16 protein-coding genes are annotated in these 25,050 nt (G+C 58.7%); 11 read left to right on the top strand and 5 right to left on the bottom strand.

Annotated elements, in window-relative coordinates:
- Positions 1-98: 98 nt before the first annotated feature.
- The 9 genes from metF to CA51_RS16050 all read left to right on the top strand — a co-directional run bounded on the left by metF (position 99) and on the right by CA51_RS16050 (position 11,413).
- A complete protein-coding gene (gene metF / locus CA51_RS16090; protein ID WP_197451228.1) occupies positions 99-965 on the top strand; it encodes a methylenetetrahydrofolate reductase [NAD(P)H] in 867 nt (288 codons plus the stop codon).
- A gap of 138 nt (positions 966-1,103) precedes the next feature.
- Positions 1,104-2,117 (top strand): hypothetical protein, encoded by a 1,014-nt coding sequence (locus tag CA51_RS16085; RefSeq protein WP_145122264.1) that lies wholly within the window; start codon positions 1,104-1,106, stop codon positions 2,115-2,117.
- A 448-nt stretch (positions 2,118-2,565) separates the two neighbouring features.
- Positions 2,566-3,516, top strand: coding sequence for a methenyltetrahydromethanopterin cyclohydrolase (mch, locus tag CA51_RS16080; protein ID WP_145122263.1), 951 nt, complete (start codon positions 2,566-2,568; stop codon positions 3,514-3,516).
- On the top strand, positions 3,516-4,406 hold the full coding sequence (locus tag CA51_RS16075; RefSeq protein WP_145122262.1) for an ATP-grasp domain-containing protein: 891 nt from the start codon (positions 3,516-3,518) through the stop codon (positions 4,404-4,406). The genes mch and CA51_RS16075 overlap by 1 nt, the downstream gene beginning before the upstream one ends.
- 52 nt (positions 4,407-4,458) lie before the next feature.
- A complete protein-coding gene (locus CA51_RS16070; protein WP_145122261.1) occupies positions 4,459-6,120 on the top strand; it encodes a fatty acid CoA ligase family protein in 1,662 nt (553 codons plus the stop codon).
- A gap of 252 nt (positions 6,121-6,372) precedes the next feature.
- On the top strand, positions 6,373-7,761 hold the full coding sequence (gene asnS / locus CA51_RS16065) for an asparagine--tRNA ligase (protein ID WP_197451227.1): 1,389 nt from the start codon (positions 6,373-6,375) through the stop codon (positions 7,759-7,761).
- An 18-nt stretch (positions 7,762-7,779) separates the two neighbouring features.
- Entirely contained in the window at positions 7,780-8,757 is a 978-nt protein-coding gene (gene gluQRS / locus CA51_RS16060) for a tRNA glutamyl-Q(34) synthetase GluQRS (protein ID WP_145122260.1), read from the top strand.
- A gap of 61 nt (positions 8,758-8,818) precedes the next feature.
- Entirely contained in the window at positions 8,819-10,435 is a 1,617-nt protein-coding gene (locus tag CA51_RS16055; protein ID WP_145122259.1) for a ThuA domain-containing protein, read from the top strand.
- Positions 10,436-10,648: 213 nt separating this feature from the next.
- A complete protein-coding gene (locus tag CA51_RS16050; protein WP_145122258.1) occupies positions 10,649-11,413 on the top strand; it encodes an FHA domain-containing protein in 765 nt (254 codons plus the stop codon).
- A 14-nt stretch (positions 11,414-11,427) separates the two neighbouring features.
- Here the strand turns inward: CA51_RS16050 and CA51_RS16045 are convergent, their stop codons facing one another.
- Entirely contained in the window at positions 11,428-11,997 is a 570-nt protein-coding gene (locus tag CA51_RS16045) for a flavoprotein (protein ID WP_145122257.1), read from the bottom strand.
- Positions 11,998-12,482: 485 nt separating this feature from the next.
- On the bottom strand, positions 12,483-14,312 hold the full coding sequence (locus CA51_RS26520; RefSeq protein WP_145124199.1) for a pentapeptide repeat-containing protein: 1,830 nt from the start codon (positions 14,310-14,312) through the stop codon (positions 12,483-12,485).
- Between the two features lie 662 nt (positions 14,313-14,974).
- Here CA51_RS26520 and CA51_RS16035 point away from each other — a divergent pair.
- Complete coding sequence (locus CA51_RS16035) at positions 14,975-15,976, top strand: acyl-CoA desaturase (protein WP_197451226.1); 1,002 nt, start codon at positions 14,975-14,977, stop codon at positions 15,974-15,976.
- Between the two features lie 98 nt (positions 15,977-16,074).
- On the opposite strand, the gene CA51_RS16030 is transcribed toward CA51_RS16035, so the two are convergent.
- Entirely contained in the window at positions 16,075-17,190 is a 1,116-nt protein-coding gene (locus CA51_RS16030) for an alpha/beta hydrolase (RefSeq protein WP_145122255.1), read from the bottom strand.
- Positions 17,191-17,388: 198 nt separating this feature from the next.
- Here CA51_RS16030 and CA51_RS16025 point away from each other — a divergent pair, with 198 nt between their 5' ends.
- Positions 17,389-20,835 (top strand): PVC-type heme-binding CxxCH protein, encoded by a 3,447-nt coding sequence (locus CA51_RS16025; RefSeq protein WP_145122254.1) that lies wholly within the window; start codon positions 17,389-17,391, stop codon positions 20,833-20,835.
- Between the two features lie 72 nt (positions 20,836-20,907).
- On the opposite strand, the gene dnaG is transcribed toward CA51_RS16025, so the two are convergent.
- Together dnaG and CA51_RS16015 are read right to left on the bottom strand one after the other, a co-directional pair.
- Entirely contained in the window at positions 20,908-22,761 is a 1,854-nt protein-coding gene (dnaG, locus tag CA51_RS16020) for a DNA primase (protein WP_145122253.1), read from the bottom strand.
- Positions 22,762-22,779: 18 nt separating this feature from the next.
- Positions 22,780-24,429 carry a hybrid sensor histidine kinase/response regulator gene (locus CA51_RS16015; RefSeq protein ID WP_231745731.1) on the bottom strand — a complete coding sequence of 550 codons (1,650 nt, stop codon included), beginning with the start codon at positions 24,427-24,429 and terminating at the stop codon, positions 22,780-22,782.
- Positions 24,430-25,050: the final 621 nt, after the last annotated feature.

Here is a 25,050-nt window from a genome sequence, read left to right as displayed (position 1 = left end):
CTCGATGCGGTGTCATTGTTGGACGTCGCGGGATTCGTAACAATACAGCCCGCTTTGCGTTCCAAATTTCGATCCTCTGGATTTCCCTGCTTGTCCTTATGTCGCTATCTCAGTTATTTCGTGGCGGTGGATGCCCCATCTCGTTCGAACTCTTTCCGCCGCGAACACCGGCGGGCTTCGAATCGTTGTATCAACACGTCGACAGTCTCAAGCAATTCGATCCCGCCTTTTTTACCTGCACCTACGGCGCCGGCGGCTCGACTCGCGACAGCACGTTGGATGTGGTCCGCGAAGTCAAACGGCGAACTGGTAAACCTGTCGCATCGCACCTGACCTGCGTCGGTTCGACTCAGGACCAACTGCGCAGCTACCTGACCGAAGCGGGAACCCTCGGCGTCGACTACATCGTCGCGCTGCGCGGCGATCCGCCCAAGGGAGAGACCTCGTTCACCGCAGTTGAAGGCGGTTTCCGGTTCGCCAACGAACTGGTCGAGATGATTCACGCCGAGTTCCCCGAGTTTGGGATCGCGGTCGCCGGTTATCCCGAAGTTCATCAGGAAGCTGTCGACGCCGATGTCGACATGGAGAATCTCAAACGCAAAGTCGATGCGGGGGCTGATTGTGTCGTCACGCAGTTGTTCTACGACAACGATGACTTCTTCCGTTTCCGCGACGCTTGCCAAGCTGCCGGGATCGAAATTCCGATTATCCCCGGTCTGTTGCCGATCACCAACTTCGCGCAGGCCCAGCGGATCGCTTCGATGTGCAAGGCGAAGTTGCCGCAAGGATTGGTCGATCGTTTCAACGAAAACGATTCGGCCGAATGGCAATTGAAAGTTGGCATCGAACACGCCCAACAGCAAACGAACGATCTGATTCGCCGTGGCATCGACGGGCTGCATCTGTATGTGCTCAACAAGAGCCAAGCAGCGGCTGAGGTCTTAGCGGGCGTCGATCGCGGTTAATTGCGCCGCGACGAATTCGGGGCGCGTGACGGGATCGGTGGCAGCGGTGATCGAATGTGCTTACGCACGGTTCGTGAAGAGTTTATCATCATGGCGATATAACTCACCCTCCAACCCGTTCCCTGGAATTCACGAGCCATGCCCGATTGCATTTCTTTGAAACCGAACGTCGATCTCGGGGTTGTCCCCACGCATCTGAAATTTGTCGGAGGCTTGGTCCCCGACGAAGCGGGCAAGCTGCCACGCGGCGCCGATGGGAAATTGGTTGTCGTCGCCAACATGGCGAAGCTGTGCAGCGAATCGTTGGTCCGCATCAGCTGCGTCCAAGTTCCGTTTTTCCCGGGACTCGACGAAGACGACGTCAAAGAAATGGTCGACGGTTTCCGCGAACTGAAGCTGCAGGTCCACTTCATCATGATGGTCGGCGGCGCCGATCCGATGAATCCCGATGACGAAGACGCGGTGGTGGAGATTCTTGTCGACGGTTTGTCGGCGGCGAAGAAGCACGGCATCGAAACGGTTTCGTCGACGTCGGTCGAAGAGTGGTTGAAGCCTGGCGCGACGCGTAAGGAAGGTGACGAGTTCACCGCCGCGGTCGCGCAGAACGTTCGCGTTCACAGCCGTGCTTTTAAAGAAGCGGAACTGGATGGTTCGCCGGTCAAAGCGTGGCACATCGAATTCCTTCGCGGTGGGGAATTCAAGACCTTCACCGACATCGGCCGGATCTGGACGTTTGTCGAAGCTGTCAACAAAGAGATCGGCAAGTCGTTCTTCAAGGTGATGGTCGACGCCGCTCACTGTGGCGATTCAACTCTGTCGATTCCTGAGAACGAAGCGATCATCCAAAAGATCGCCGATGGCGACGGGTTGGGTATCTTCCACGCATCGGCCAAGACGACGCGCGGTTGTCTGTCGACTGACGATGGATGGATCGGCGCGCTGCTAACTGCATGTGCTCGCACCGGGAAACTGAAGACAGCTTTTGTCGAAGTCTTTCATCACGAAGATGCAGCGCTCGAAGGCTTGCGCAATCTCGATCCCGGCCACGGTTTGGATACCTGCGACGGACGGACCTACGACCAGGTCGTCTTGGATGGATTGACCGATGTCGCGCGACGGTTGAACAACCTATCGGTCCGCGGGATCCTTTAGGTCCGATCGGCACCGGCGCATAAAAAAAACCGGTCATCTCCATAAATGAAGATGACCGGCCATATGGTTATCCCTCAGTTATTGCGGCAAAAACGGAGCCGCTGGGAGAATGACAGGTATCGGACGTGCTACTGCACTAGCCCTTAATTGATACGAGTCAACCCGATTAAATTGGTCTCTCTGCCGGAATGCAATCTGAAGGATGCGTAGAACAAATTCATGTCCCACAATCGTAATCTTAGGTCAGCCGAGGCTGACGGCAAAGGTTAGTTCGGCGATTGAGACCATTTTGAATTAGCTTTTTTCTGACGAAGCCGGCTGTGCCTTTTTTGCTCGGTTCGCTTCCCAACATTACCTCCACTTTTCAACGGGCTTTTTTCAAGCGATTCCGTTTGTTTGTGCGCCTGTTTCCGACCATGTTCGACGTTTTTTGCCTCGAAGGAATTTAATGACTCAGTTCAATCAAGCCGCCTTTCAGACCGCCAACGACCTGGAAGAGAACCTCGCAGAATATCGCGTCGGTTCGACGACAATTGGGGGCGCGACGCTGTTCGATCTCGGTATCGAGCACCGCGGGGGGCTGGTCGCCGGCGAGATGCTAGCGGATGTCTGCTTGGGAGCGGCAGCTGACGTCTTCGCCGCCGCCGAACCGGGAGCGATTGGAACCGGAGTTGTTGTGAAGGTGGCGACCGATAACCCTGTCGGTGCATGTCTGGCCTGCCAATATGCCGGGTGGCCTCTTTCGGTCGGCGATTATTCGGCGATGGTCAGTGGCCCGATTCGCCTGTTGCGTGGCAAAGAACAACTGCTTGAAAAACTGGGGCTCTCCGAGAGTGGAGCGATCGGAGTGGCGGTGTTGGAAGCTGACACCTATCCAACCGAAGCTGCGGTTCTGAAGATCTCTGAGGAGTGTTCGATCGAGCCCGAACTGTTGACGATTCTGATCGCACCGACAACCAGTATCGCCGGGAACATGCAAGTCGTCGCGCGAAGCGTCGAGACCGCGATGCACAAGCTGCACGAAGTTGGCTTCGACGTCAACGATGTTCTGTCGGCAACCGGCAGTGCGCCATTGCCACCGCCGGCGCTGAAGTCGATCGATGGGATCGGCCGCACAAACGATGCGATCCTTTACGGCGGATCGGTCACGCTGTTCGTCGACGCCGACCAAGCGGTCATCGACGAGATCGGACCGAAGGTTCCCAGCAACAGTTCCAGCGATTATGGCAAGACGTTTGGCGAGATCTTCGCGTCTTACGAATTCGATTTCTTCAAAGTCGATCCGCATTTGTTCAGCCCCGCCGTGGTCACGTTTGTGAATCTGCGCAGCGGGATCAGTCGGACGTTTGGTCAACTGAGGCCCGACATCTTGGAAGCGTCTTTCGGTTGTAAGTCGTAATGAAGTTCTTAGTGCTCGGGCCCGATCGCGGTTGGCATGCGAACCAATTGCGTGCCGCCGCCGAGAACGCTGGCGATTCGATCGCGTTCACCGACTACGAAGCGTTGTCGTCGCTGGTCGGTGACGGGGATCTGCTGCGTTGTGATTCTCCGGCGGGCGATCTGCATGCGTTCGACGTCGTCCTGACGCGGACGATGCCGCTGGGCACTTTGGAACAGGTGACGTTTCGATTGAGCATCTTGCACGCGCTGCAAGAAGCGGGAGTGCGCGTTGCCAATCCACCTCGCGCCCTCGAGATCGCGATCGACAAATACGCCACGACCGCGCGACTCCAGCGGCTCGGCTTGCCCGTGCCGCGGACCGCGGTTTCGCAGACGCGATCCGATGCGATGTCGGCCTTTGAGCAATTCGACGGGCCGGTGGTCGTGAAGCCGATGTTTGGCGGCGAGGGACGCGGCGTGATGCGAATCGAAACGCGTGAACTGGCCTGGACCACCTTTACGACGCTCCAACAGCTTGGTGCGGTGATCTACCAGCAGGAATATATTCCCTGTAACGGGCAAGATCTTCGTCTATTTGTCGCCGGCGATTTGTTTTGGGCCGTGCAAAGAACGAATCCAGATGATTGGCGGACCAATGTTTCGCGCGGCGCTGTTTGTGAACAGGTCGCGGTGACTGAGGCGTTTCGCGAACTCGCGACCACGGTTTGCCGGTCGCTGCAATTGCACGTCGCCGCGATCGATCTGATCCAAGACGCTGCCGGGCGGATCTATGTGCTTGAAGTCAACGGCGTGCCAGGTTGGAAAGGGGCACAAAGTGTGATCCAGGAGAACCTTGCAGATCGGATCATCGATAGTTTTCATGCGCCGATCCCCGTCGTCGGCTCGTGATGCAACGCGTTTTATAATCCTCGAACATCGATCGTAACCCCAACAGATCCCCATGACAGAATCATCCATCGAGGAAACCGTTCGCTGCAACGTCGCCGATCGCTTGGCGGCGTTTGCCAGGTCGCAGCCCGATCAGGTCGCGATCGCTTTTGCCAAACCCGGCCGACGCCCGCGGTACGACACGATCACGTTTGCCGACCTGGATCGACAATCGACTCGGATTGCGCGGGGGTTGTTGCGGCACGGGATCGCGCCGGGAACACGGTTGGCGATGTTGGTCCCCTTTGGGATCGACTTCATTCGTTTAGTTCTCGCTCTCTTAAAAGCCGGGATGGTGCAAGTTCTCGTCGATCCCGGGATGGGGAAGAAGAACCTGATCGAATGCCTCGCCGAATCGAAGCCGCAGGGTTTTGTTGGAATCCCCAAGGCGCAGGTCGCGCGGCTGTTGTACCGGAAGCGTTTTCCCGACGCCAAGCAAAACATCTGTGTCGGTGGACCGATCACAATCGGTGGCGTGGCGTTATCGAAGATCGAAGCCCTGGGCGAACAGGCTCTCGATTTGCCGGTCACTTCCGAAACGGAATCGGCGGCGGTGATCTTCACCACCGGCAGCACCGGGCCGCCCAAAGGTGTTGCTTACACGCACGGGACGTTTGAGCATCAGGTGCGGTTGATTCAACAGCAGTACAACGTGACGCCGGGGACTGTCGACCTGGCATGTTTCCCGTTGTTCGGATTATTCGACGCGGTGATGGGAGTGACGACGGTGATTCCCGATATGGATCCGACGCGGCCCGCCGATGCCGATCCCGAAAAGATCTTGGCCGCCATCCGCGACTGGAAAGTAACGCAGGCCTTTGGTTCACCGGCGCTGTGGCATACGGTCAGCAAGCACTGCGTCGGTGGCGGGATCTTTTTGCCGACGGTACGCCGCGTGTTGTCCGCCGGTGCGCCGGTTCCTCCGCAAACGCTGGCGGCGGTGCGTAAGATGATCCATACCGAAGGCGAAGTCTTCACGCCCTATGGAGCGACCGAATCGCTTCCCGTTGCATCGATCGAATCTCGCGAGGTGCTGGACGAAACGGCCGCGAAGACTCGCCAGGGGAAGGGAACGTGTGTCGGCCATCGATTCGCCGACATGATGTGGCAGGTTGTCGAGATCGACGACGGTCCGATAGCCGAGATCGACGACGCAAAACCTGTTTCGCAGGGGACGATCGGCGAGCTGATGGTCAGCGGACCCGTGGTGACGCGGAACTATGTAACTCGCCAGGATCAGAACGCGATTCACAAGGTGCAGGATGGCTCGCGGATCTGGCACCGGATGGGAGACGTTGGCTACTTGGACGATCAGGATCGCTTTTGGTTCTGCGGCCGGAAGGCTCATCGCGTGGAGACGCCGTCCCAGACGCTGTTCACGATCTGTTGCGAAGCTGTCTTCAACGAACATCCCGATGTCTATCGGACCGCATTGGTCGGGCATGGTGTTCGCGGCCAGCAGACGCCGGTCTTGATCGTCGAACCGCACGCCGATCGGCGTCCAAAATCGCTGGCTGAAGAGCAGGCTTTGATCGACGCACTGCACGCGATCGGCAAGTCGCATCCTCACACGGCCGAGATCACCGACATCCGGATCTATCCCGAGCGGTTGCCAGTCGACATCCGCCACAACTCGAAGATCTTTCGAGAACAGTTGGCCGAGTGGGTGAAGTAGTTGTCTTTGCTTGTGTCGGCCTCCAGCCTGAAAACTGGATGTTTGATTGGGGAGTGCTACAGTCCCTGTCTCTGCACTACAGGCCGGAGGCCGACACATCTAATGCCGGCGGTGTAAACCGCCGGTGGTTGGTGAGCGAACAACCGCTGAGGCGAGCGCCTCGCCCCGTGGTTCGCTGTTCAATCGCAGCCGAGTCGATACAATCGGTTTCTTTCAAACGATGCACCCCGATTTGGCAAGGATGATCTTCTGATGCCGTTAGAAAAAATGTTCGTTTCCGACGCACGCGATGCCGCGCATGTTGGCAAGACGGTTTTGATTCAAGGTTGGATCCGCACCCGCCGCGATTCCAAAGGGGGCTTTAGCTTTTTGGAGATCAACGATGGCAGTTGCATGGGGAACATCCAAGTCATCGCCGACGCCGATCTAGCGAACTACAAGGACGAGATCCAGCGGTTGTCGGCTGGTTGCAGCGTCGCGATCGAGGGCGAGGTCAAAGCTTCCGAAGGGAAACAAGCGACGGAGATCCAAGCTTCGCAGGTGACGGTGCTCGGTTGGGCCGACGATTTTCCGCTGCAGAAAAAACGCCACTCGTTTGAAAAACTGCGTGAATGGGCTCACATCCGGGCTCGCTCGAACACCTTTGGCGCCGTCGCTCGGGTGCGAAACCAGATCTGCCAATCGATCCATCAGTTCTTCCACGAGAACAACTTTCTGTACGTGCATACGCCGATTATCACCGCCAGCGATTGCGAAGGGGCTGGCGAGATGTTCAAGGTGACGACGTTGGATCTGGACCGATTGGCCAAGTCGGGCGGTCCGGTCAATTACGAATTCGACTTCTTCGACAAACCCTCCTTCCTGACTGTCAGCGGCCAATTGGAAGCGGAGACCTATGCGACGGCGCTCGGCCGAGTCTATACGTTTGGCCCCACATTCCGAGCCGAGAATTCGAACACCAGCCGCCACCTTTCGGAGTTCTGGATGATCGAACCCGAAGCGGCGTTCTTCGATCTGGCCGACGATATGGCTCTGGCGGAATCGTTCCTGCGGAAGATCTTGTCCGACGTGCTGAATCACTGCGACGAAGACCTGCAGTTCTTCGATCAGCGAATTCAAAAAGGATTGATCGAATCGCTGCGGAAGGTCGCCGAAACACCGTTCCAACACATGACCTATACCGATGCGATCAAGGTCTTGGAGAACTGCGGTGAGTCGTTCGAATTCCCGATCGCGTGGGGAACCGACCTGCAAGCCGAACACGAGCGTTACCTGACGGAGAAGCATGTCGCCGGGCCGTTGATCCTGACCGATTACCCGTCGACGATCAAACCGTTCTATATGCGGTTGAGCGACGACCGGAAGACGGTTGCTGCGATGGACGTGCTGGTTCCCGGTGTCGGTGAAATCATCGGCGGCAGCCAACGCGAAGAGCGGTTGGATGTGCTGACGCAGCGGATGGCCGAGATGGATCTCCGCGAAGAGGACTATTGGTGGTATCTGGACCTGCGTCGCTACGGCACGGTCCCGCACGCCGGATTCGGACTGGGGTTGGAGCGTTTGGTGCAATACACGACCGGGATGGCGAACATCCGCGATGTGATCCCGTTTCCACGGACGCCTGGCAACGCGGACTTTTAATTGGAAGGCTTCGCTTCGATGCCGCAGAACGGACCGCCGGTGGGTCGCTTGGCTCCGTCGCCTACCGGGGCGCAGCACCTTGGCAACGCGAGGACTTACATCCTCGCGTGGCTCTCGATCCGCAGTCGCGGCGGCCGCGTGGTGCTCCGCATCGAAGATATCGATTCGCCGCGGGTGAAACCTTGGGCGGTGCAGCAAGCGATCGACGACCTCGCATGGCTGGGGCTCGATTGGGACGAAGGGCCCGACATCGGCGGCCCGCACCAGCCCTATATCCAGACGCAGCGGATCGACCGATACAGCGCGATCTTGGATCGATTGCGAGAGCAGGAGCTCTTGTATCCGTGTGCTTGTACGCGGAAGGATATCGAAGAGGCGGCTTCGGCGCCGCACGAAGCGCACGATGGACCGGTCTATCCCGACACCTGTGCCGGCTGGCGCGTGGGGGATCCGCTGCCCGAGTCCGGCCATTTCTGCTGGCGTTTTCGATCGCGGCGGCAGCGCGTTTCGTTTGTCGATCGCGTCGCGGGGCCGCAATCGAAGATCCCGCATGCGGAGCTGGGCGATTTCCCCGTGACGCGGAAGACCGGCGAAGCGGCTTATCAATTGGCAGTCGTTGCCGACGACATCGCGATGGGAATCACCGAGGTCTGCCGCGGCGACGATCTGCTGTCGAGCACCTTTCGGCAGATCGATCTGTTCGACGCGTTGGGACATCCGCTGCCTCAGTTTGTCCACGTTCCATTGGTGGTCGGCAGCGATGGACGGCGGTTGGCCAAGCGGCATGGCGACACGCGATTGAGCTACTTTCGCGAGCGTGGCGCGCGGCCCGAATCGATCGTCGGCTGGGCGCTTTGGTCGGCGGGACTGATCGAATCGTGGCAACCGATCCAACCGCAAGAGTTTGTCGAATCGTTTGACCTCGACGCGATCGCGGCGGGGGAAACGATCGTCGCGCCGACGGACTACCAGAAAATTATCGACGCCTCATTTTAGGGCGGTTGTGGTATGATGCGTTTCTGGAAAACCGAACTGCTAAAAATCCGAGGCCTATGAAATGAGTTGGATCCGTCGCGTTCTTGTATTGTTCACGCTGTTGGGATTTGTCGGCGTGGGACGTTCGACACTTGCCGCCGATCCGCTTTCGCTGAGCCTGCGGTATCGGACGCAAACCGATCAAGATTCGGGATTGTTCCACACGCTGCATCGCGACGCCGCTTGGAATCCGAAAGAGACGGCGATCATCTTGTGCGACATGTGGGATGTTCACAGTAGCCAAAACGCGGTGCGGCGAGAAAAGCAGATTGCCCCGCGGTTGCAGCAAGTCGTCGAAAAGCTTCGCAGCGAAGGGGTGACCGTGATTCATTCGCCTAGCGGTTGCATGGATTTCTACGCCGATCACGAAGCGCGAAAGCGAGCGATCGACGCCCCCAAGGCGAGCAATCTTCCTAAAGAGATCAACGCTTGGTGCTACAAGATTCCAGAGGAGGAAGCGGGCGTCTATCCGATCGATCAGAGCGACGGCGGGCGGGACGATGATCCCGTCGAATACGAGGCTTGGGTGAAAGAGCTGACAGCGAAGGGGCTCAAGCCGCTGTCGCCATGGAGTCGCCAGATCGATGTGCTGAAGATCGACGCTGGTCGCGACTACATCAGCGATTCGGGAACGGAGATCTGGAACGTGATGGAAGCCGCGGGGATCAAGAACGTGATCCTGGCCGGCGTGCACACGAACATGTGCGTGTTGGGGCGACCGTTTGGACTGCGTCAGATGGTGCGAAACGGCAAAAACGCCGTATTGATCCGCGATTTGACCGACACGATGTACAATCCGGCTTCGGAGCCAAAGGTCAGTCACTTCACCGGGACCGACTTGATCGTCGAGCATATCGAAAAGTTTGTCTGCCCGACGATCACCAGCGATCAGATCATCGGTGGCAGCGAGTTCCGATACGCCGAGGACGATCGGCCTCACGTGGTGATGCTGGTCGCCGAACGCGAGTATGCGACCGACAAGTCGCTGTTGGCGTATTCGGTCAAGCCGCTCGGAAAGTCGTATCGCGTTAGTTTTGTCTACGCCGATGCCGAAGACAAAAACGATCTGCGCGGCAGCGAGGTGATCGAATCGGCTGACCTTCTATTTGTGAGCGTGCGCCGGCGGACGCTGAAGACGGAGCAATTGGAACGCGTGCGAGCACACATCGCCGCGGGGAAACCGGTCGTGGGAATCCGCACGGCGAGCCATGCGTTTCATGTTCGCAACGTCGACCCGGCCGAAGGTTATTCGCAGTGGACGACGTTTGATCCCGATGTCTTTGGCGGCAACTATACCGGACACCATGGGAACAAGTTGTTGCCGCAAGTCACCTTCGCCGCGATCACGCATCCGATTCTGGAGGATGTCGATCGGATGCCCTATGTCTCGGGCGGATCGCTCTATAAAGTATCGCCATTGGCCAGCGGAACCACTGTGTTGATGACCGGCAAATACGAGGGATTGCCTGCCGAACCGCTGGCGTGGACTTTCACTCGCGCCGACGGCGGGCGATCGTTTTATACATCGCTGGGACATTCGAGCGACTTCGAACAGCCCGGTTTTCGCGTTATGTTAGAAAACGCCATCGGCTGGGCGCTCGATCGTCCCGCCGCACCAAAAGCGACGGCGAAACCTTAAGCTAGGTGAACGCATTGCTTGGTGACAGGTTTTTTCAGTGTTTGGTTTTCAGCGAATTGGCCAGCACGTCGTAAGGCGGCGTTGGCCAGAGTGGCCAGCCGCGATCGCGCTGCGGTCGATACCTGACATTAGAACATTGATCTGCCACAGTTGGTGGCGACATCGCCTAACGAAGCCTCGGATTGTTTGGACTCCTTTTCTTTTCTGTGCAGCATGACCATCGAGCCCGTCAACAATATCGAACCCTCCAACCGCAGCTGGTTGATCGGATCCGGCGACGATTGCGACGTCGTGATCGACCATCCCAAGGTTTCCAAGCACCATTGTCAATTGACGCGGACGGGAGATCGGTTGTCGATCCAAGACGTCAACAGCGAAAACGGAACCTGGATCGATGGAGTTCCCTACGTCGGTCCGAAGCCGATTCGCCGCGGGTCTTCGATCATGTTGGGCGAAACGGTAGAGATGTTGTGGCCTGTCGATCTTATCGAGTTTAAATCGGTGATCGCGATCGGTCGTTCGCAAGACAACGACGTCGTGTTGGATAAGCCGAACGTTTCGGGACGGCACGCTCGGTTGATCGACGATGGGACCGCGTTGTGGATCGAAGATTGTGGCAGCACCAACGGCGTGGCGTTGAATCGCCCCGACAATTTGGTGCGTCATCATCGCGTGGTCTCCGGCGATGCGATCTATCTGGGGTCGACGCGGATCACGATCGATCGGATCTTGCAGGTGGGGTTGGCTCGCGAGAGCGTCAACGGGCAAGAGTTTGCCGATCGTTTGGCGGAGAAGATGCTAACGACCACATTGGTCAGCGATGCAGAGCGGGCGCGGCAACGGAAGTTCCGCAGCGCTCTGATGACCTGCGTCGCGATCGGTTCGATTCTGTTCGGGGCTGCGTGCGCTGTCTATTTTGCAAAGCTGACCGAGCCGGCTGGAAAGTCCAGCGAACGGGTTCCAAACGCTGTCCGTTGAACGGGCTGTTTGGCTTAAGCTTGTGAAATCAGATCACGCACCTTCTGTGCGATCGCGTCGGGTTCGCTCATCCGACCCGCCCCACGTTTCCGGCAGCTCAACCAGCCCTCTTCGGGACCGATCTGTTGGACGCCATCTTCTGCCAATTGGCGAATGTTCCGCTGGACCGCCGGTTTGCTCCACATCTGATCGCTCATCGCCGGGGCGATCAACACGGGGCAGGTGGCTTGCAGATAGAGCGTCGTCAGCAGGTTGTCGGCGATCCCGTGGGCGAACTTGCCGATCAGATCGGCGGTTGCCGGGGCGATGCATAACAGATCGCAATCGCGGGACAGTTCGATGTGCGGCCCCAGTGGCCAGATCGTTGGGGCGTAGCCAGTCGTTGCAACGGGATGTCCCGAGAGTGCAGCGAGCGTATTGGTTCCGATGAACTGCTCGCTGGCGGCTGTCATCACGACGCGAACCTCGATACCGCCTTGCACCAACTGGCTGACCAGACTGGCTGCCTTAAACGCGGCGATGCCACCGCCGATCCCGACGACGACCCGCGGAGTGGTGTTGGTGGTTGAAGATGCTTGGTTCATGGAGTGATTCCGTGGTCGAAAGCCGGGGGAGTGCCGTCGCGATAGTTCAATGAAGTCATGCGATTTAACAAAAAAGTCGCGAAAAGAGGCGTCGTGAGACGGAGGGATAGGAGTTCCGACGACTACGCTGGCCTGGGGGGTATTATCACCACAATCGGCAAATCCAATCAATCCGGCACACTCATCCTATCCCTCGGACTTCCCGCCACTCCACAAGCTTTGTGCAGAAGGATAAAAGACCCTCACCCCCCGGGGAGCCGATGAAACTAGTGGCCAATCCCACCTTATACGGCGTCGACCGCACGAGCCGTATCTAAACAAAAACACCATTTATTCCAGACGCGTGACGCGGTCCAGGTTCGGACAGCTGTCGCATTGACACACGCGTCGATCCGTCACGGAGGATTTATAATATGTCGCGCAATTTACGTTTGTTCCTTTGTACAATCGCCACCATCTACGGCGTCTCGCGTGCCTCGGCTCAATCATTCCTGGGCCCCATCGCTCTGGCTCCCGTAGCTATCGAAAGTAGCACGCCGTTGGCGATCGTTCGCTGGAACAACCAGATCTGTCCGCAGGCTGGAACGCATGACACCGCGGGGCCGCGAATCGTCGATCCGCAGGCCGATGTTGAGCAACCGATCGCTCGCGTCGCCGAATTGCCAGAAGCCGTCGAGAGCGAAGTTGCTGCAGACGCTGCACCCGAATTGGAACTGGTCGATGCTCCTTCGATCACATCGGCCGACGCTGAGGTCGCAAGCGAAGCTGTCGATGTCGATTCGGTGCTGTTGATCGAAACGACCGAAATAGCAGATGGTTCTAGCGACGCCGAGCAAGCCGAGGCGTCTCGTGATATTCCGAACGAAGAATTTGAAACTTCTTTGTCTCTCAACGAAGAATACCAACCGTACGACCTTCCTTCGACCGATATCGTTTTGGTCGAGATCTATCCTGCGGAAGCCCGCGTCGCCAAGAACTTCGTCGAGCTGCCAAGCGACGTTGCCGCGACAGCGCCCCAGGATAATGAAGCCGCAGCTGAGATCGCTGCGGTTCAAGCCCCTGACGACGACTCCATTGATTCGCACCCCGACGTCGCGACCATCGACGCGGTTGAAGAAGTACGTGCTGGCGAATCGGATGTTGAAGTCTTCGACGGGGCCGATGACCAGCCGGTGGCTGACTACAACGATGATGACCTGTTTGCACTCGAGGGTTGGGATCATGCGGAATCCGACAACGACCCAAGTGAAGACGCCATCGTCCCGAGCACTGACGACGCGGCCGCAACCGATGCCGACGAGGTATCGCAACAAGCCGAAGAGCTCGGAATGCCACAGCCACCGGCGGCGGAAATTGCCGTAAGCGACGATCTGAACGAAGCCGATTCGGATGAGCCCGCCGAATCGCTTGAGATCGCGGAAGCGGAAGTTATCCAGCCCGCAGCAATCGATCCCGCGGTCGAAGAAGCCGAAGCCCTGCTGGCTGAAGTGCTCGACGAAATCGAAGTCGAAGCGATCATGGCGGCCGAAGCTCAAGATGCTGAAGCTTTGGCAAACGATGTCGCCGCGATCAACAACGATCTCGCCGATGCCGCCGCAGATCTCGCAGCGAGCGACGCGGAGTTCTTCTCGGAAACCGAAGCCGATGACTCGGAATTCGCTGAATTCGCCAGCGACATCGATGCCGAGGGTGATGAATCGATCGCCGACGAAATGCTCGCTCAAGCCGTCGACCTCGACGATGTTGTCTACGACGACGTCGTCAACGACGATCTTGCCTCCGCGGAAAATATCGACGACGGATACAACCACGACTACACCTACTTCGGCGACCACGAAGTTGCAGTCGATGAAGTTGCAGTCGATGAAGTTGCAGTCGATGAAGTTGCAGTCGATGAAGTTGCAGTCGATGAAGTAGCTGTCGATGAAGTAGCTGTCGATGAAGTAGCTGTCGACGCCGACCACGAATACGGCTTCTACTACGACTACGATTATTACGACGAATACTACGGCTTCGACGTGGCCGCTGATTCGATCGACGAGGTCGCCGATGACGATGCCGCTGCCGCTGCCGATGATGTGCAGGCTGCCGACGTGGCGAGCGTAGAGCAGTCGAGCGACGAGATCGCGGATTACGAGCTGGTCGGCCCGCTGCCGGCGTCGGAAGAACTTGCCAGCGAAGACGCAGCGATCGACGCGGTGATCCAAGATATCGCGGCAGCAGAAGCGGAAGCCGCTGACGACGCTGCGGACGCGGTCGATCCGGTTGTCGCTCAAAACGATGTCCCCAACCAATGCATGCTCGACGAGTTGCATTGGCAGCTATCGTTCTTGGCGGGATCGGAGCCCGAACTGCAGTGGGCGGTCAACCCAAGTCAGCTGGGAGCACGGATCGCTGAGGTTTTGATCCAGGCGAGCGAAGCCTTGGCCAGCTTGGCTCAACCCGTCGTCGTTGCCGAAGCACCCAGCCAACCATCGGCTGTCGAAACCGCGGCATCGAACGTCGAACCGGGCCCGGTTTCGGAGTGCACTCCGGTCGATGCGGGACGCAGTGTGTTGAGCGTCGATGAGGAACCTGTCGCCGATGCAATCGTCGCTCCGCCAGTTCAAGAGGCGACGATTCAGATCGCTGCCGAACCGTCGTCCGACGCGATCGTGCGATAGTCGCCGCGGCGGGATGCCAGACGAATGATGAATCAGCAGGGGAGTGCGACCACGCGTCGCACTCCCCCTTTTTTGTTGTTTGCCAGATTCCAATGAGGCAATTTGTCAGATTGGGTTGCCGCGGGGAGGTTGCCTTGTGAAAATGTGAGGGTTGGCAAAGTCGGGAGTTTGGCGTGTTTGCGTTTTCATTTTCGGCATACCCGTAGATCCCGGATCGTATTAGGATGCCAACTGAACCGGCCCAACAGAAGCTCGCGTTACACCGCAGCGGGCCGAACCAGGCCTCTTTAATCCCTAAAATACCTGACCTAATCATGTCTACCGAAGCGATCGAAGCCCCCGATCAGGAATCCGACGATTCGAATCCCTCCGCGGCGAATGCGTCCGGGCGCCCGCCGCGCGTCGATATTCCCGAAACCGCCAAACCACCACAGTTGCAGGTTTCGTACGCGTTGGTGATCGGGCTGGTTCACGTCGCCGCGTTGATGGTTGCGATCCCGCCGATGGCCGGATACCTGTTCTCGTGGTCGGGACTTGTGCTCGCGATCGCCGGCCACTTTTTCTACGGCATGATTGGGATCAACGTCTGCTACCACCGTCTGCTAACGCACCGCGGCTTTAAGTGCCCGCTGTGGCTGGAACACAGCCTAGCAGTCTTAGGAATCTGCAACCTGCAGGACAGTCCCGCCCGTTGGGTTGCGATCCACCGCATGCACCATCAGCACAGCGATCATCAGCCCGATCCGCACACGCCGAAAGCCGGTTTTTGGTGGTCGCACGTCGGTTGGGTGCTCTACCGAAACCGCGACCACGACACGACCAGCCACTTCGAACGCTACGTCCGCGATCTGTTGCGGGACCCGTTCTACTTGAAGCTGGAAGCGCGATGGCGATGGTTTGGGATCTTCGCCACCCATGCTCTGCTGTATTATCTGATCGGTTCGGCGGTTGGGTACTTCATGACCGGAACGCTCGCCGGTGCGGTTCAGTTGGGCCTTAGCTGGTTCTTCTGGGGCGTGATGGTTCGAGTTGTGATCGTTCTGCACGGCACATGGGCTGTCAATTCGCTGACCCACGTGATCGGATACCGCAATTACGAGACGCGCGACGACAGCCGTAACCACTGGTTGATCGCGATGTTGACCCACGGAGAAGGCTGGCACAACAACCACCACGCCAGCCCTCGGGCTGCGATGCACGGACATCGCTGGTGGGAATACGACATGGCTTGGTCGGTGATCCGGATGATGGAAATCGTCGGATTGGCGACCGATGTCGTGCGACCAGGCAAGACGGCTGAACCAGCCGATTGGTGATCCGGTTCGGCGGTGGCGGGATCGATGTCAGCAGATCGATCCGCTCTGTTTTCTCTCGCGGCCGTGCTGGCCGCGGTTGGTAGGTCCGGCGGCGACGATCAGTCGTCGTTGCGTTGAACCCAAGGCAGGACGTCCATGTTGTCGACAAGGTTTTCTTTGACGAAGCTGGCGATCCCATCGACGACTCCCGGACCACGCAGGATCAAGTCGACGCCCGACAGATTCGCTCGCACTCGCATCGCTTTGACGGGCAACGGCTGAGCGTTGTTGTATTTGCCGGTCACGCGAGCTCGCTCGAACAGCTTCGATAAGCGGTTCGCTTCGGAGTTTTCGCTGATCGAACTGCCCGAGACGATCATCACCGGCAGGCGGCTGATCGCAGGATGGCGAGTGGCCATGTCGCCGCTGACGCCGTTGACCGATTTGATCGGCGAAACCAGCACCAACGCCTTGACGTCTTGACCCTGCTTTTTGGTTCCGATCGATGGCCAATTCCAATCCATCATCGCCCAGTTGAGTGCCAGCAGCGATCCCTCTTCGATCCCGATCACTGCCAACGCGTTGAGGTTCAGTTTCTCCGCGTCGTTTTCGGTGCGAAGGAACTTCTTGGCAGCTTCCATATCCAGCGCGACAACCGCTTCGAGATCTCGTTTCGTGGCGCGGTCGACTTCGATAGGTTTCCCATCGGGGCCCATCACGCGGCTGCGACCGTGGCCGCGGATATCCAGCAGCGCCACGGCACACCCTTCGGCTTGCAGTTTAAATGCCAACGGAACGTAAGGACTGGTTTGCCCCGACCACTCGTGGACCAGCAGCACGGTAGGTGCTTTTTTTCCTTTGTCCGAAGGGAAATAACCGATCTGCAGTTGGACACCATCTTTGGTCGTGATCTTTTCTAACCGCGGCTTCAGTTCCTCGGGGATCTTCTTCCGTTTATTCGAAGTGTTCGGGCGGGTTGTCTTGGGCGGAACCGACGCGACAGGGCGGCCCGTTGGGGCGGCTTGAGCCGGACGTGCCGGCGGCGTATTGGGCTGCTGCGGAGTCGGCATCGGTCTGCGGTTGCCAGGTGCCAGGGGATCGAAAGCGGGTCCCTGTCCCCAAGCCGCTACCGACATCGCCGCAACGCAACACATGATCAAGAAGACCCGTAATCCGATGGTCGTTTTGAGGGTTGAGTCGCTGGCCAACGTGATTGCGCGGGGATGTTGTTTCATGAGGGGTTTCCAGCCTGAAATCGCTTCCTGAAATTTTAAGATAAGAATCCTTTGGTCTGTTCTAATGCTAAGCGCCCAACCATCCTGGGTCAAACAGCGGGGCCTATCGTAACACACAATCTCGAATTGACTTATAATTGGCTTTCTCCCAATCCCCCCAACCCCAACCTTCCACCTCTGTTGACAGGAAAGCTCTCCGTGATCCGCAATTCTCGCATTCTTCTTCCCTTCCTGCTGGCTGGGTTTTCTGCGCCAAGCGTATGGGCACAACGCGAACTTACCGACATTCCGAAGCCGGACCCGCAAGCGGAGATGGCGGCGATGCAGTTGGATCCTCAGATCGAGATCAATCTGTTTGCGTCGGACCCGATGATCAAGAAGCCGATCCAGATGAACTTCGACAGCGATGGCCGGCTGTGGGTCGCCAGCAGCGAAGTCTATCCGCAGATCGAACCGGGGGCCCCGGCGACCGACAAGATCATCGTTCTGCAAGACACGACGGGCGATGGCGTCGCCGATCAAAGCCAGGTCTTCGCCGACGATCTGTTGATCCCAACCGGGGTCCTGCCCGGTGATGGTGGAGTCTATGTGGCCAACAGCACCGAACTGATTCATCTGAGCGATACCGATGGGGATGGGCGAGCGGATCAGCGGCGAGTCGTCTTGAGCGGGTTTGGCACCGAGGACACGCACCATCTGCTGCACACGCTGCGGTGGGGCCCCGACGGTTGCCTCTACATGAACCAATCGATCTACATCCACAGCCATGTCGAAACGCCTTACGGCACTCGGCATCTCAACGGCGGTGGGATCTGGCGATATCGCCCCGAGACGCAGTCGTTGGAGGTGATGTGCAAAGGCTTGGTCAATCCGTGGGGGCATGTGTTTGACGCCTATGGGCAATCGTTCGCCACCGACGGCGCTGGCGTCGAAGGGATCAACTACGTCTTTCCGGGAGCTGTGTTTATGACCAGCCCCGGCGCGGTGCGGCACTTGCACGGGCTTAACCCCGGCAGCCCCAAGCACTGCGGTTTGGAAGTCCTTTCGGGGACGCATATCCCAGCCGACTGGCACGGCGATCTGGTTACCAACGACTTCCGCGGCCATCGCGTCTGCCGGTTCACCGTTCGCCCGCAGGGGAGCGGTTACAATTCGCGACAGCAGCCGGAGTTGATCGTCAGCCAACACGTCGCGTTTCGTCCGATCGACGCGCGGATGGGCCCCGACGGCGCGATCTACATCGCCGATTGGTACAACCCGATCATCCAGCACGGCGAAGTCGATTTCCGCGACGACCGCCGCGATCGCGGCCACGGGCGGATCTGGCGTCTGACGTTCAAGAACTCGCCGCTGATGAAGCCCACGCCGACCGGCGAGCTCTCCGATCCAGCGCTGATCAGTCTGTTGGAAAGCCCTGCGTTGTGGCTGCGGCAATTCGCGCGTCAGGAGCTCAAGACGCGCAACTCCGACCAAGTGCTCGAATCGCTGGCCCAGTGGCTGGGCGAGGCGAGTGACGACGCGGTTCGACTGAATCGCCAGTTCGAAGCGATGTGGGTTCGCGAATGCCTCGATCGCCCCGACGCGGAGCTTTTGCAGACGCTTGCCGGTTGCGACAACGAGCACTTCCGCGCCGCTGCGGTCCGTTACATCGGCTTGCGTCGCGAGGAGCTGCCCGACGCGCTCTCATGGCTAAAGAAAGCTGTCGCCGATCCAAATCCGCAAGTTCGGCTGGAAGCAGTTGGTGCGTTGGGCGAGATCGGAACGGCCGAAGCCGCAGCGATCGCACTGTCGGCGCTCGATCAACCGCTCGATGAAAACATCGACTTTGCACTCTGGAGCGCTCTGCGGAAATCGCAGTCGCAGTGGATCGAAGCGATCGCGGCGGGAAGCTTCGACACGCAACAGAAACCAGAGCGGCTGGAGTTTGCGATTCGCGCTGCGGCTACGCCAGCGGTGGTCGCGCCGATCGTCGCGGCGATTCGCAACGGCGGGATCGACGCGGCCCGGTCGACGGCGCTGTTGAACGCGTTGGCGAGCGCTGCTGACGCCGCATCGCTAAACGATCTTCTGCAGATCATCTTGGATCCCCAGCGGAAGTTCTCCGATGCCGACCGCGCGGCGCTGATCGCTGCCGTCGTGCGACAGAAGGAAACGCGGAACGTAATGCCATCGCAGGGGCCAGCGTTGCTAAAAGCCTTCGCGGAAAACGCCTCTCTCGAATCCGATTCGCCGGGCGAGCAAGCGTTGCTCAAGGCGATCGGGTTGTGGAAAGCTGCCGAATTGCAGCCGATCGTGTTGGCGGCGATTCAGCGTGCTCAGGCAAGCGACTCGTTGCCCGCAGTCGCTCTGGCGACCTTGGGGCAATTGGCATCGGAGGCTTCGTTGAAGAAGCTGACCGCGATCGCAAACGATGGCCAGGCCGATCCCGCGTGGCGGATCGCTGCGATCGAAGCGCTCGTTGGACCTCGCCCCAACCTAGCGGCACGAGAGGCTTGGGAATTGATGGCGTCGCGCGATCAAGCGCCTTGGGGTGAGCAAGCGATCCGCGGGACGCTGCGTCGCAAGGGCGGACCTGGGCGATTGCTGCAAACGCTCGCCGGCGTGAAACTGCCTAGCGATGCGGCGCGTGCGGCGATCCACGAGGTCCGCGCCGCGGGGAACCATCCGACGTTGGAGGATGCGATTCGCGAAGCGGGCAAACTGGATGATGCCAGTTGGAAGATGTCCGCAGAGCTTACCCAGCAGTTGACCGCCGCGGTCCACGAATCGGGCGATCCTGCTAAGGGAGAAGCGATCTTCCGACGCAGCGAACTGCAGTGCATCGCTTGTCACGCGATCGGACCGGCTGGTGGACGCGTTGGTCCCAACTTTGTCAGCTTGGGCGGCAGCGCCCAGATCGATTATCTGATCGAATCGCTGATCGACCCGAACGCTAAGGTCAAAGAGAACTTCCATTCGGTTGTCGTCGTCGTCGAAGACGGAACGATCGTGCAGGGGATTCGCGAATCGGAGACCGATGAATCGCTGACGGTTCGCTTGGCCGACGGCAGCAAAAAGACGATCCCTCAAGATACGATCGATCAGGTCGGCGAAGGGCGTTCGTTGATGGCCGCCGGACTTGTCGATTCGCTGACTCGCGACGAACTGGTTCATTTGGTCAGCTTCCTTTCCGAACTAGGACGGACCCCGGCCTACACGATAAAGACCGAGCCGATCGTCCGTTCATGGCAGAAGCTCGTCTATTCGCCCGAGGCGAACCATCTGCTCAACCGCACCAGCGTCGATTCGGTCGCTACCGACAACCCGGTGCTGGTTTGGGAAAACACGACGACTCAAGTCGACGGCCGCGTGCCGGTGGCAGAGTTGCCGAAGTTCAAGCAGCATCACACCGCGCCGCCAACCTCGTTTATCCGGTTCGACTTCGAATCGTTTGACGACAAACCGATTCGGATCGCGCTGCCCAAGACCGACGCGCTGAAGATGTGGGTCGATGGGAAACCGACGCCGACCTGGAACGCTGCGGAATTGAAGCTCGGCAAGGGGAAACATCGCGTCACGCTAGCGGTCCGCCGCGATGCGATCAGCGAACCGTTTGCCGTAAAGATCGATTCGGAAACGCCGGTTGCGATCCTCGATCACTTTTAATCGCGGCATTAAATGAATGCGGGGCTGCGGATGATGCAGCCCGCTGCGGCGGTACGGAATCGTGCCGCCGGTTTATTCTTCTGGCGGCGGTGGCGTCAGCAGACCCTGCCGCGTTCGCTCTTGAGCGAACAACTGCTTCAACAGCTCCATCTCTTCGTCGTCATCCAGCCGGCTCGATTCGAGATCCAACAGCGTCTGTTGTCGCTGCTGAGCGAGTTCGGTGCCGCGAAAGCGATCGATCACCGCTTGCATCCGCTCTTCCGCAGGTGCGTTGACGGTCGCCGCTTTGTCGTCGACCGACTGCTGGAAATTGACCAACACGCCTTTCAGGTGAGCGTCTTCGACGGCCAACAATACGTTCTGGAAATCGAGTTCGTGGCCGCCCAGTTCCAGGTCCTCGTAGACCGTCATAAGGGCTCGCGCGGTGTCGGTCGCCAACCACCGCGGCTCGATCGATTCGAGCGCCTGCGGGACAAGATCCGCCTTCTCGATCATCAGTTCAAACAGTTCGCGATCGATCCCAGTGATCGGCTGGCGTCGCACGGGAGGTGGCGGCGCCGCGGGTTCGGGTTGGCGTTTGAAGGCGCGGTTTTGCCGTGGATCGCTGCGGTGTTCTTCGATCCGTCGCTGCAGCGTGTCGGCGGGCAAACCGAAGGTCCGCGATAATCGCATCACCGTTTGTTCGGTCCGCAGCGTGTTGCCGTTCTGAGGCGATTTGGCGACCAGGCGAAGCATCGAATCGAGCGCAGCCGAGGCGGCGTGCGTATCGCGGACGAGGTCGACCCCGTCGGTGGCGCGGCTCAGTTTATGATCGATCGCATCGGGAGCCTGAGCGACCAACGCCTTAAACGCGTCGGCGCCATGTTCGTTCAAATAGTCGGCAGGATCCTGGCCTTTGGGCAGCGTCATGACGCGCATGTCGACGTCGGCGGCGACAAACAATTCAACCACTTCATCGGCGCGGCGTTGCCCGGCGGCATCGCCATCGAGGACCAACACGATCTGGTCGACAAATCGCTTCAGTAGCCGAACGTGGCTCTCGCCGACCGCAACGCCCAAGCAGGCGACCGCCGTTTCGATGCCGTGTTGGCGAGCGGCGATCACATCGGTGTAGCCTTCCATGACAAGGGCTTGCCGCTGCCGCTGCATCGGTTGGCGGGCCATGTTCAGCGCGTAAAGATGCTGACTTTTGGAGAACAGTTTGGTCTCCGAAGTGTTGATGTATTTGCCTCCCGATTGATCGCCGATCATCGGGACGTGGCGGCCACCAAAAGCGATCGGGCGGTCCTGCAGATCGTAGATCGGGAACATCAACCGTCCGCGGAAGAAGTCGTAGTGACCGCTGCCGGAATTGCGAGCCAGAGCGAGGCCGACAGCTTGCAAAATCTGCGGGCTGAAACCTGCGTCCAGTGCGGCGCCTAACAACCAGTCCCACTGGTCGGGCGCAAAGCCAATGCGAAAGCGAACGCGATTCTCTTCGTCGATGCCACGCTCTTGCAGGTAGTCGCGGACGACAGCGGCGGCGGGCGATTTTTCCAGGTAGTTGAAGAACCGCTCCTCGGCCCATTTCATCGCCGACAGCAGCGTCGCTTTGTCGTCGACCGATCCCTTTTCGACCGGAGCGCCACCGCGTTGGATCTCGATCCCGGCGCGGTCGGCAAGGATTTTCAGCGCTTCGGGAAAGCTGACGCCATCGCGGCGCATCACGAAGCTGAAGACATCACCGCCGATATCGCAGGGCCAACACTTCCACGACTGGCGAACCGGATTGACCGACAGACTGGGCTTTTTGTCGTCGTGCCAGGGACAGCGAGCGACAAAACTACTCCCCTGTCGGCGCAGCTCTAGCGAACTACCAACGACATCGACGATATCGTTAGCTTCGCGCACGCGTTCGCGGACGTCAAAATCAGCCGGCAGGGACATCGATCACACCTAAGAAGGTTAAGCCGCCGCGGCTAGGAGAATCGTTTCGAGGACATCGATCAATTGGTCCAAGCGAAACGGTTTGAAAAGGATCGCTTTGGGGTGCAGTCCATCCTGCCGCGCTTTGACGATCGAGTGCCCCGGATCATAGCCAAAGCCTGTCATCAAGATCATCGGGACATAGTCCATTTGATTCTTTAAACGCAGCATCAATTGGTATCCCGAATAATCGGGCAGGCGGATGTCGCTGATGATCGCGTCGTAACTGGCAGCACCTTGGCTGCAGCGGACCATGCGGACCGCTTCGTCGCCGCGCTGTGCGGTTTCGACAACACATCCGTAGCGTTCCAACAGCGTGTGGGCGTCGTCTAGTACTTGCGTGTCGGCATCGACAACCAGGATCCGCTTGTCCATCAGGTTCGGATATTGCGGCTTCTTCGCCGACGCGGGGACGGCTTCGACCGGCGTCAAGCGTTCGCCGATCTGTTGGATCGTCTGCTTAATATCGCGCGCGTTTTTCAAGATCCGTCGCACGCGTTCGGCGAGGTCCGATTCGTGCCCGATATATTGCTCCAGCACGTTGACAGCATCGTTGAGGATTTGGTCGACCGGCAGGGCGACGGCGCTGTGAATCGCTTCGCAGCTCTGTTGAGCGGTGTTCGCTTTTTGAGCCATCAACAGTTCGAGGGTGTTGAGGGCTTGAGCGACATCGCGAGCAAAGATCTCCAAAAATTGCACGTCGCTTTCGGAGAAGGCGCGGACCTCGGGGCTCTCGATGTTGATCGTGCCGAGGACTTGGTCGTGCAGCATCAGCGGAGCGGTCAGCGAACTGCGGGCTCCTTCGACGCCTTGGATGTACAAAGGGTCGACCGATACGTCTTCGCAGAGATAGCTCTCAGCGGTCGCGGCGACGTAACCGGTGACGCCGTTGCCATTGGGAGCAGCCTGCAGTTTGCGATCGGCGGCGGCTTGATCGATTCCGACGCTGAACAACGGTTGCAGTTCGCCCGTCGATTGTTCCAGCAGCCGAACCTCGACGACATCGAAGTTCAGCAGGTCGTGCAGGTAGTGATGGATGTTCTGTTTCAGCAGATCGATCCGCTGGCTGATATCCATCAGGAAGATTTCATCGGGGCGGATGTCGGCGAGTTCGCGGCCGGCGCTATGGATCGCTGCTAGCTTTTGCTGTTGCAGGATCTCTTCGGTGACATCGCTTACCGTCGCGATCAGATTGCGACCGTTTCCCGAGCCGCGGAGCGGCGCCGCGTGGACTTGGTAATAGTTGTTGCTAGCGGTGTGCAACGTCGTGTTGATCGGAGACCCTGTCGCCAGGGCGGTGTGGAAGGGGCAGAAGTCGGGGCCCATGATCTCTGGATTGTCGAGGGCCTCGTAAAACGGCGTGCCAACGAGCGAATCTTTTCCCGACCATTCGTGCAGCCGGCGATTGGCCCACAATATTTCTTGGTTTTCGGTCAGCATCGCGATGCCGTCGGGCATATCGCGCAACATCGCTCCGCCATGTTGCAGTTGGATCAATTCATCCCGCGCGTCCAGCGACGTCAGGGGGATGTAGACGCCGTCGTAGTCCTCCTTGCTAAGCACCGCAAGCGCTTCGGTCGCAGAGGCAACCGGCACGATCTCTACCTGATCGCTAGAGAAGTCAGTCAACGGAGAACTTTTGTCTCCGCCAATTCGTATAATTCGCGATGTTTTGGTCAACCAGTCATCTCCCGCCGCTAAGGACAATTTGATGTGACCCAATTCCCTTCCGCCATTTTTAATATAGGACAGTAATTCCGAACTTGGCAATGGTAGTCGACGTTTCGATTGAGCCGCAAAAACCAGATAGAACAGTCAACCACGCTGTGACGGAAGCGATCGGCGGCGAGCCGTCGTCGCGGCGGTGAATCGCCAGCCAGTTCTTAGGGGGCGATCGGCCGCGTTACCGCCGAAGTTCTCCGATCGCAAAAAGAAGCCGGTTGGGGGGCGGGTTTTTGTGGGACACTTAGATTCCGGGCGGGCTCTATGGAGTGCCAACCGATGTTAGGTGGTTCTTATCGGGCGGCAAGACGCCGCAGTCTGGCGAGGTAGATCGGCGACGTTCCGGTCTGCGGCGCGCGTCGTGGCGATCTGGAGCGAGCGGTTTGGGCACCCTTGTGCATCGCTAAGCGATACCTAGCATAGGTTGACAGTTCGGCTTCGTCTACCCCGTTTGGCAAGCAGGAATTAACGAACATATTAAATAGGTCTTAAAAAAATAAATATTCGTGCGGAAAAAAATGGTTTTTA

The sequence above is a fragment of the Rosistilla oblonga genome (assembly GCF_007751715.1).
GTDB lineage: Bacteria > Planctomycetota > Planctomycetia > Pirellulales > Pirellulaceae > Rosistilla > Rosistilla oblonga.
Note: the sequence above shows the minus strand (reverse complement) of the source record. Positions and strands in the feature narration are given on the sequence as shown.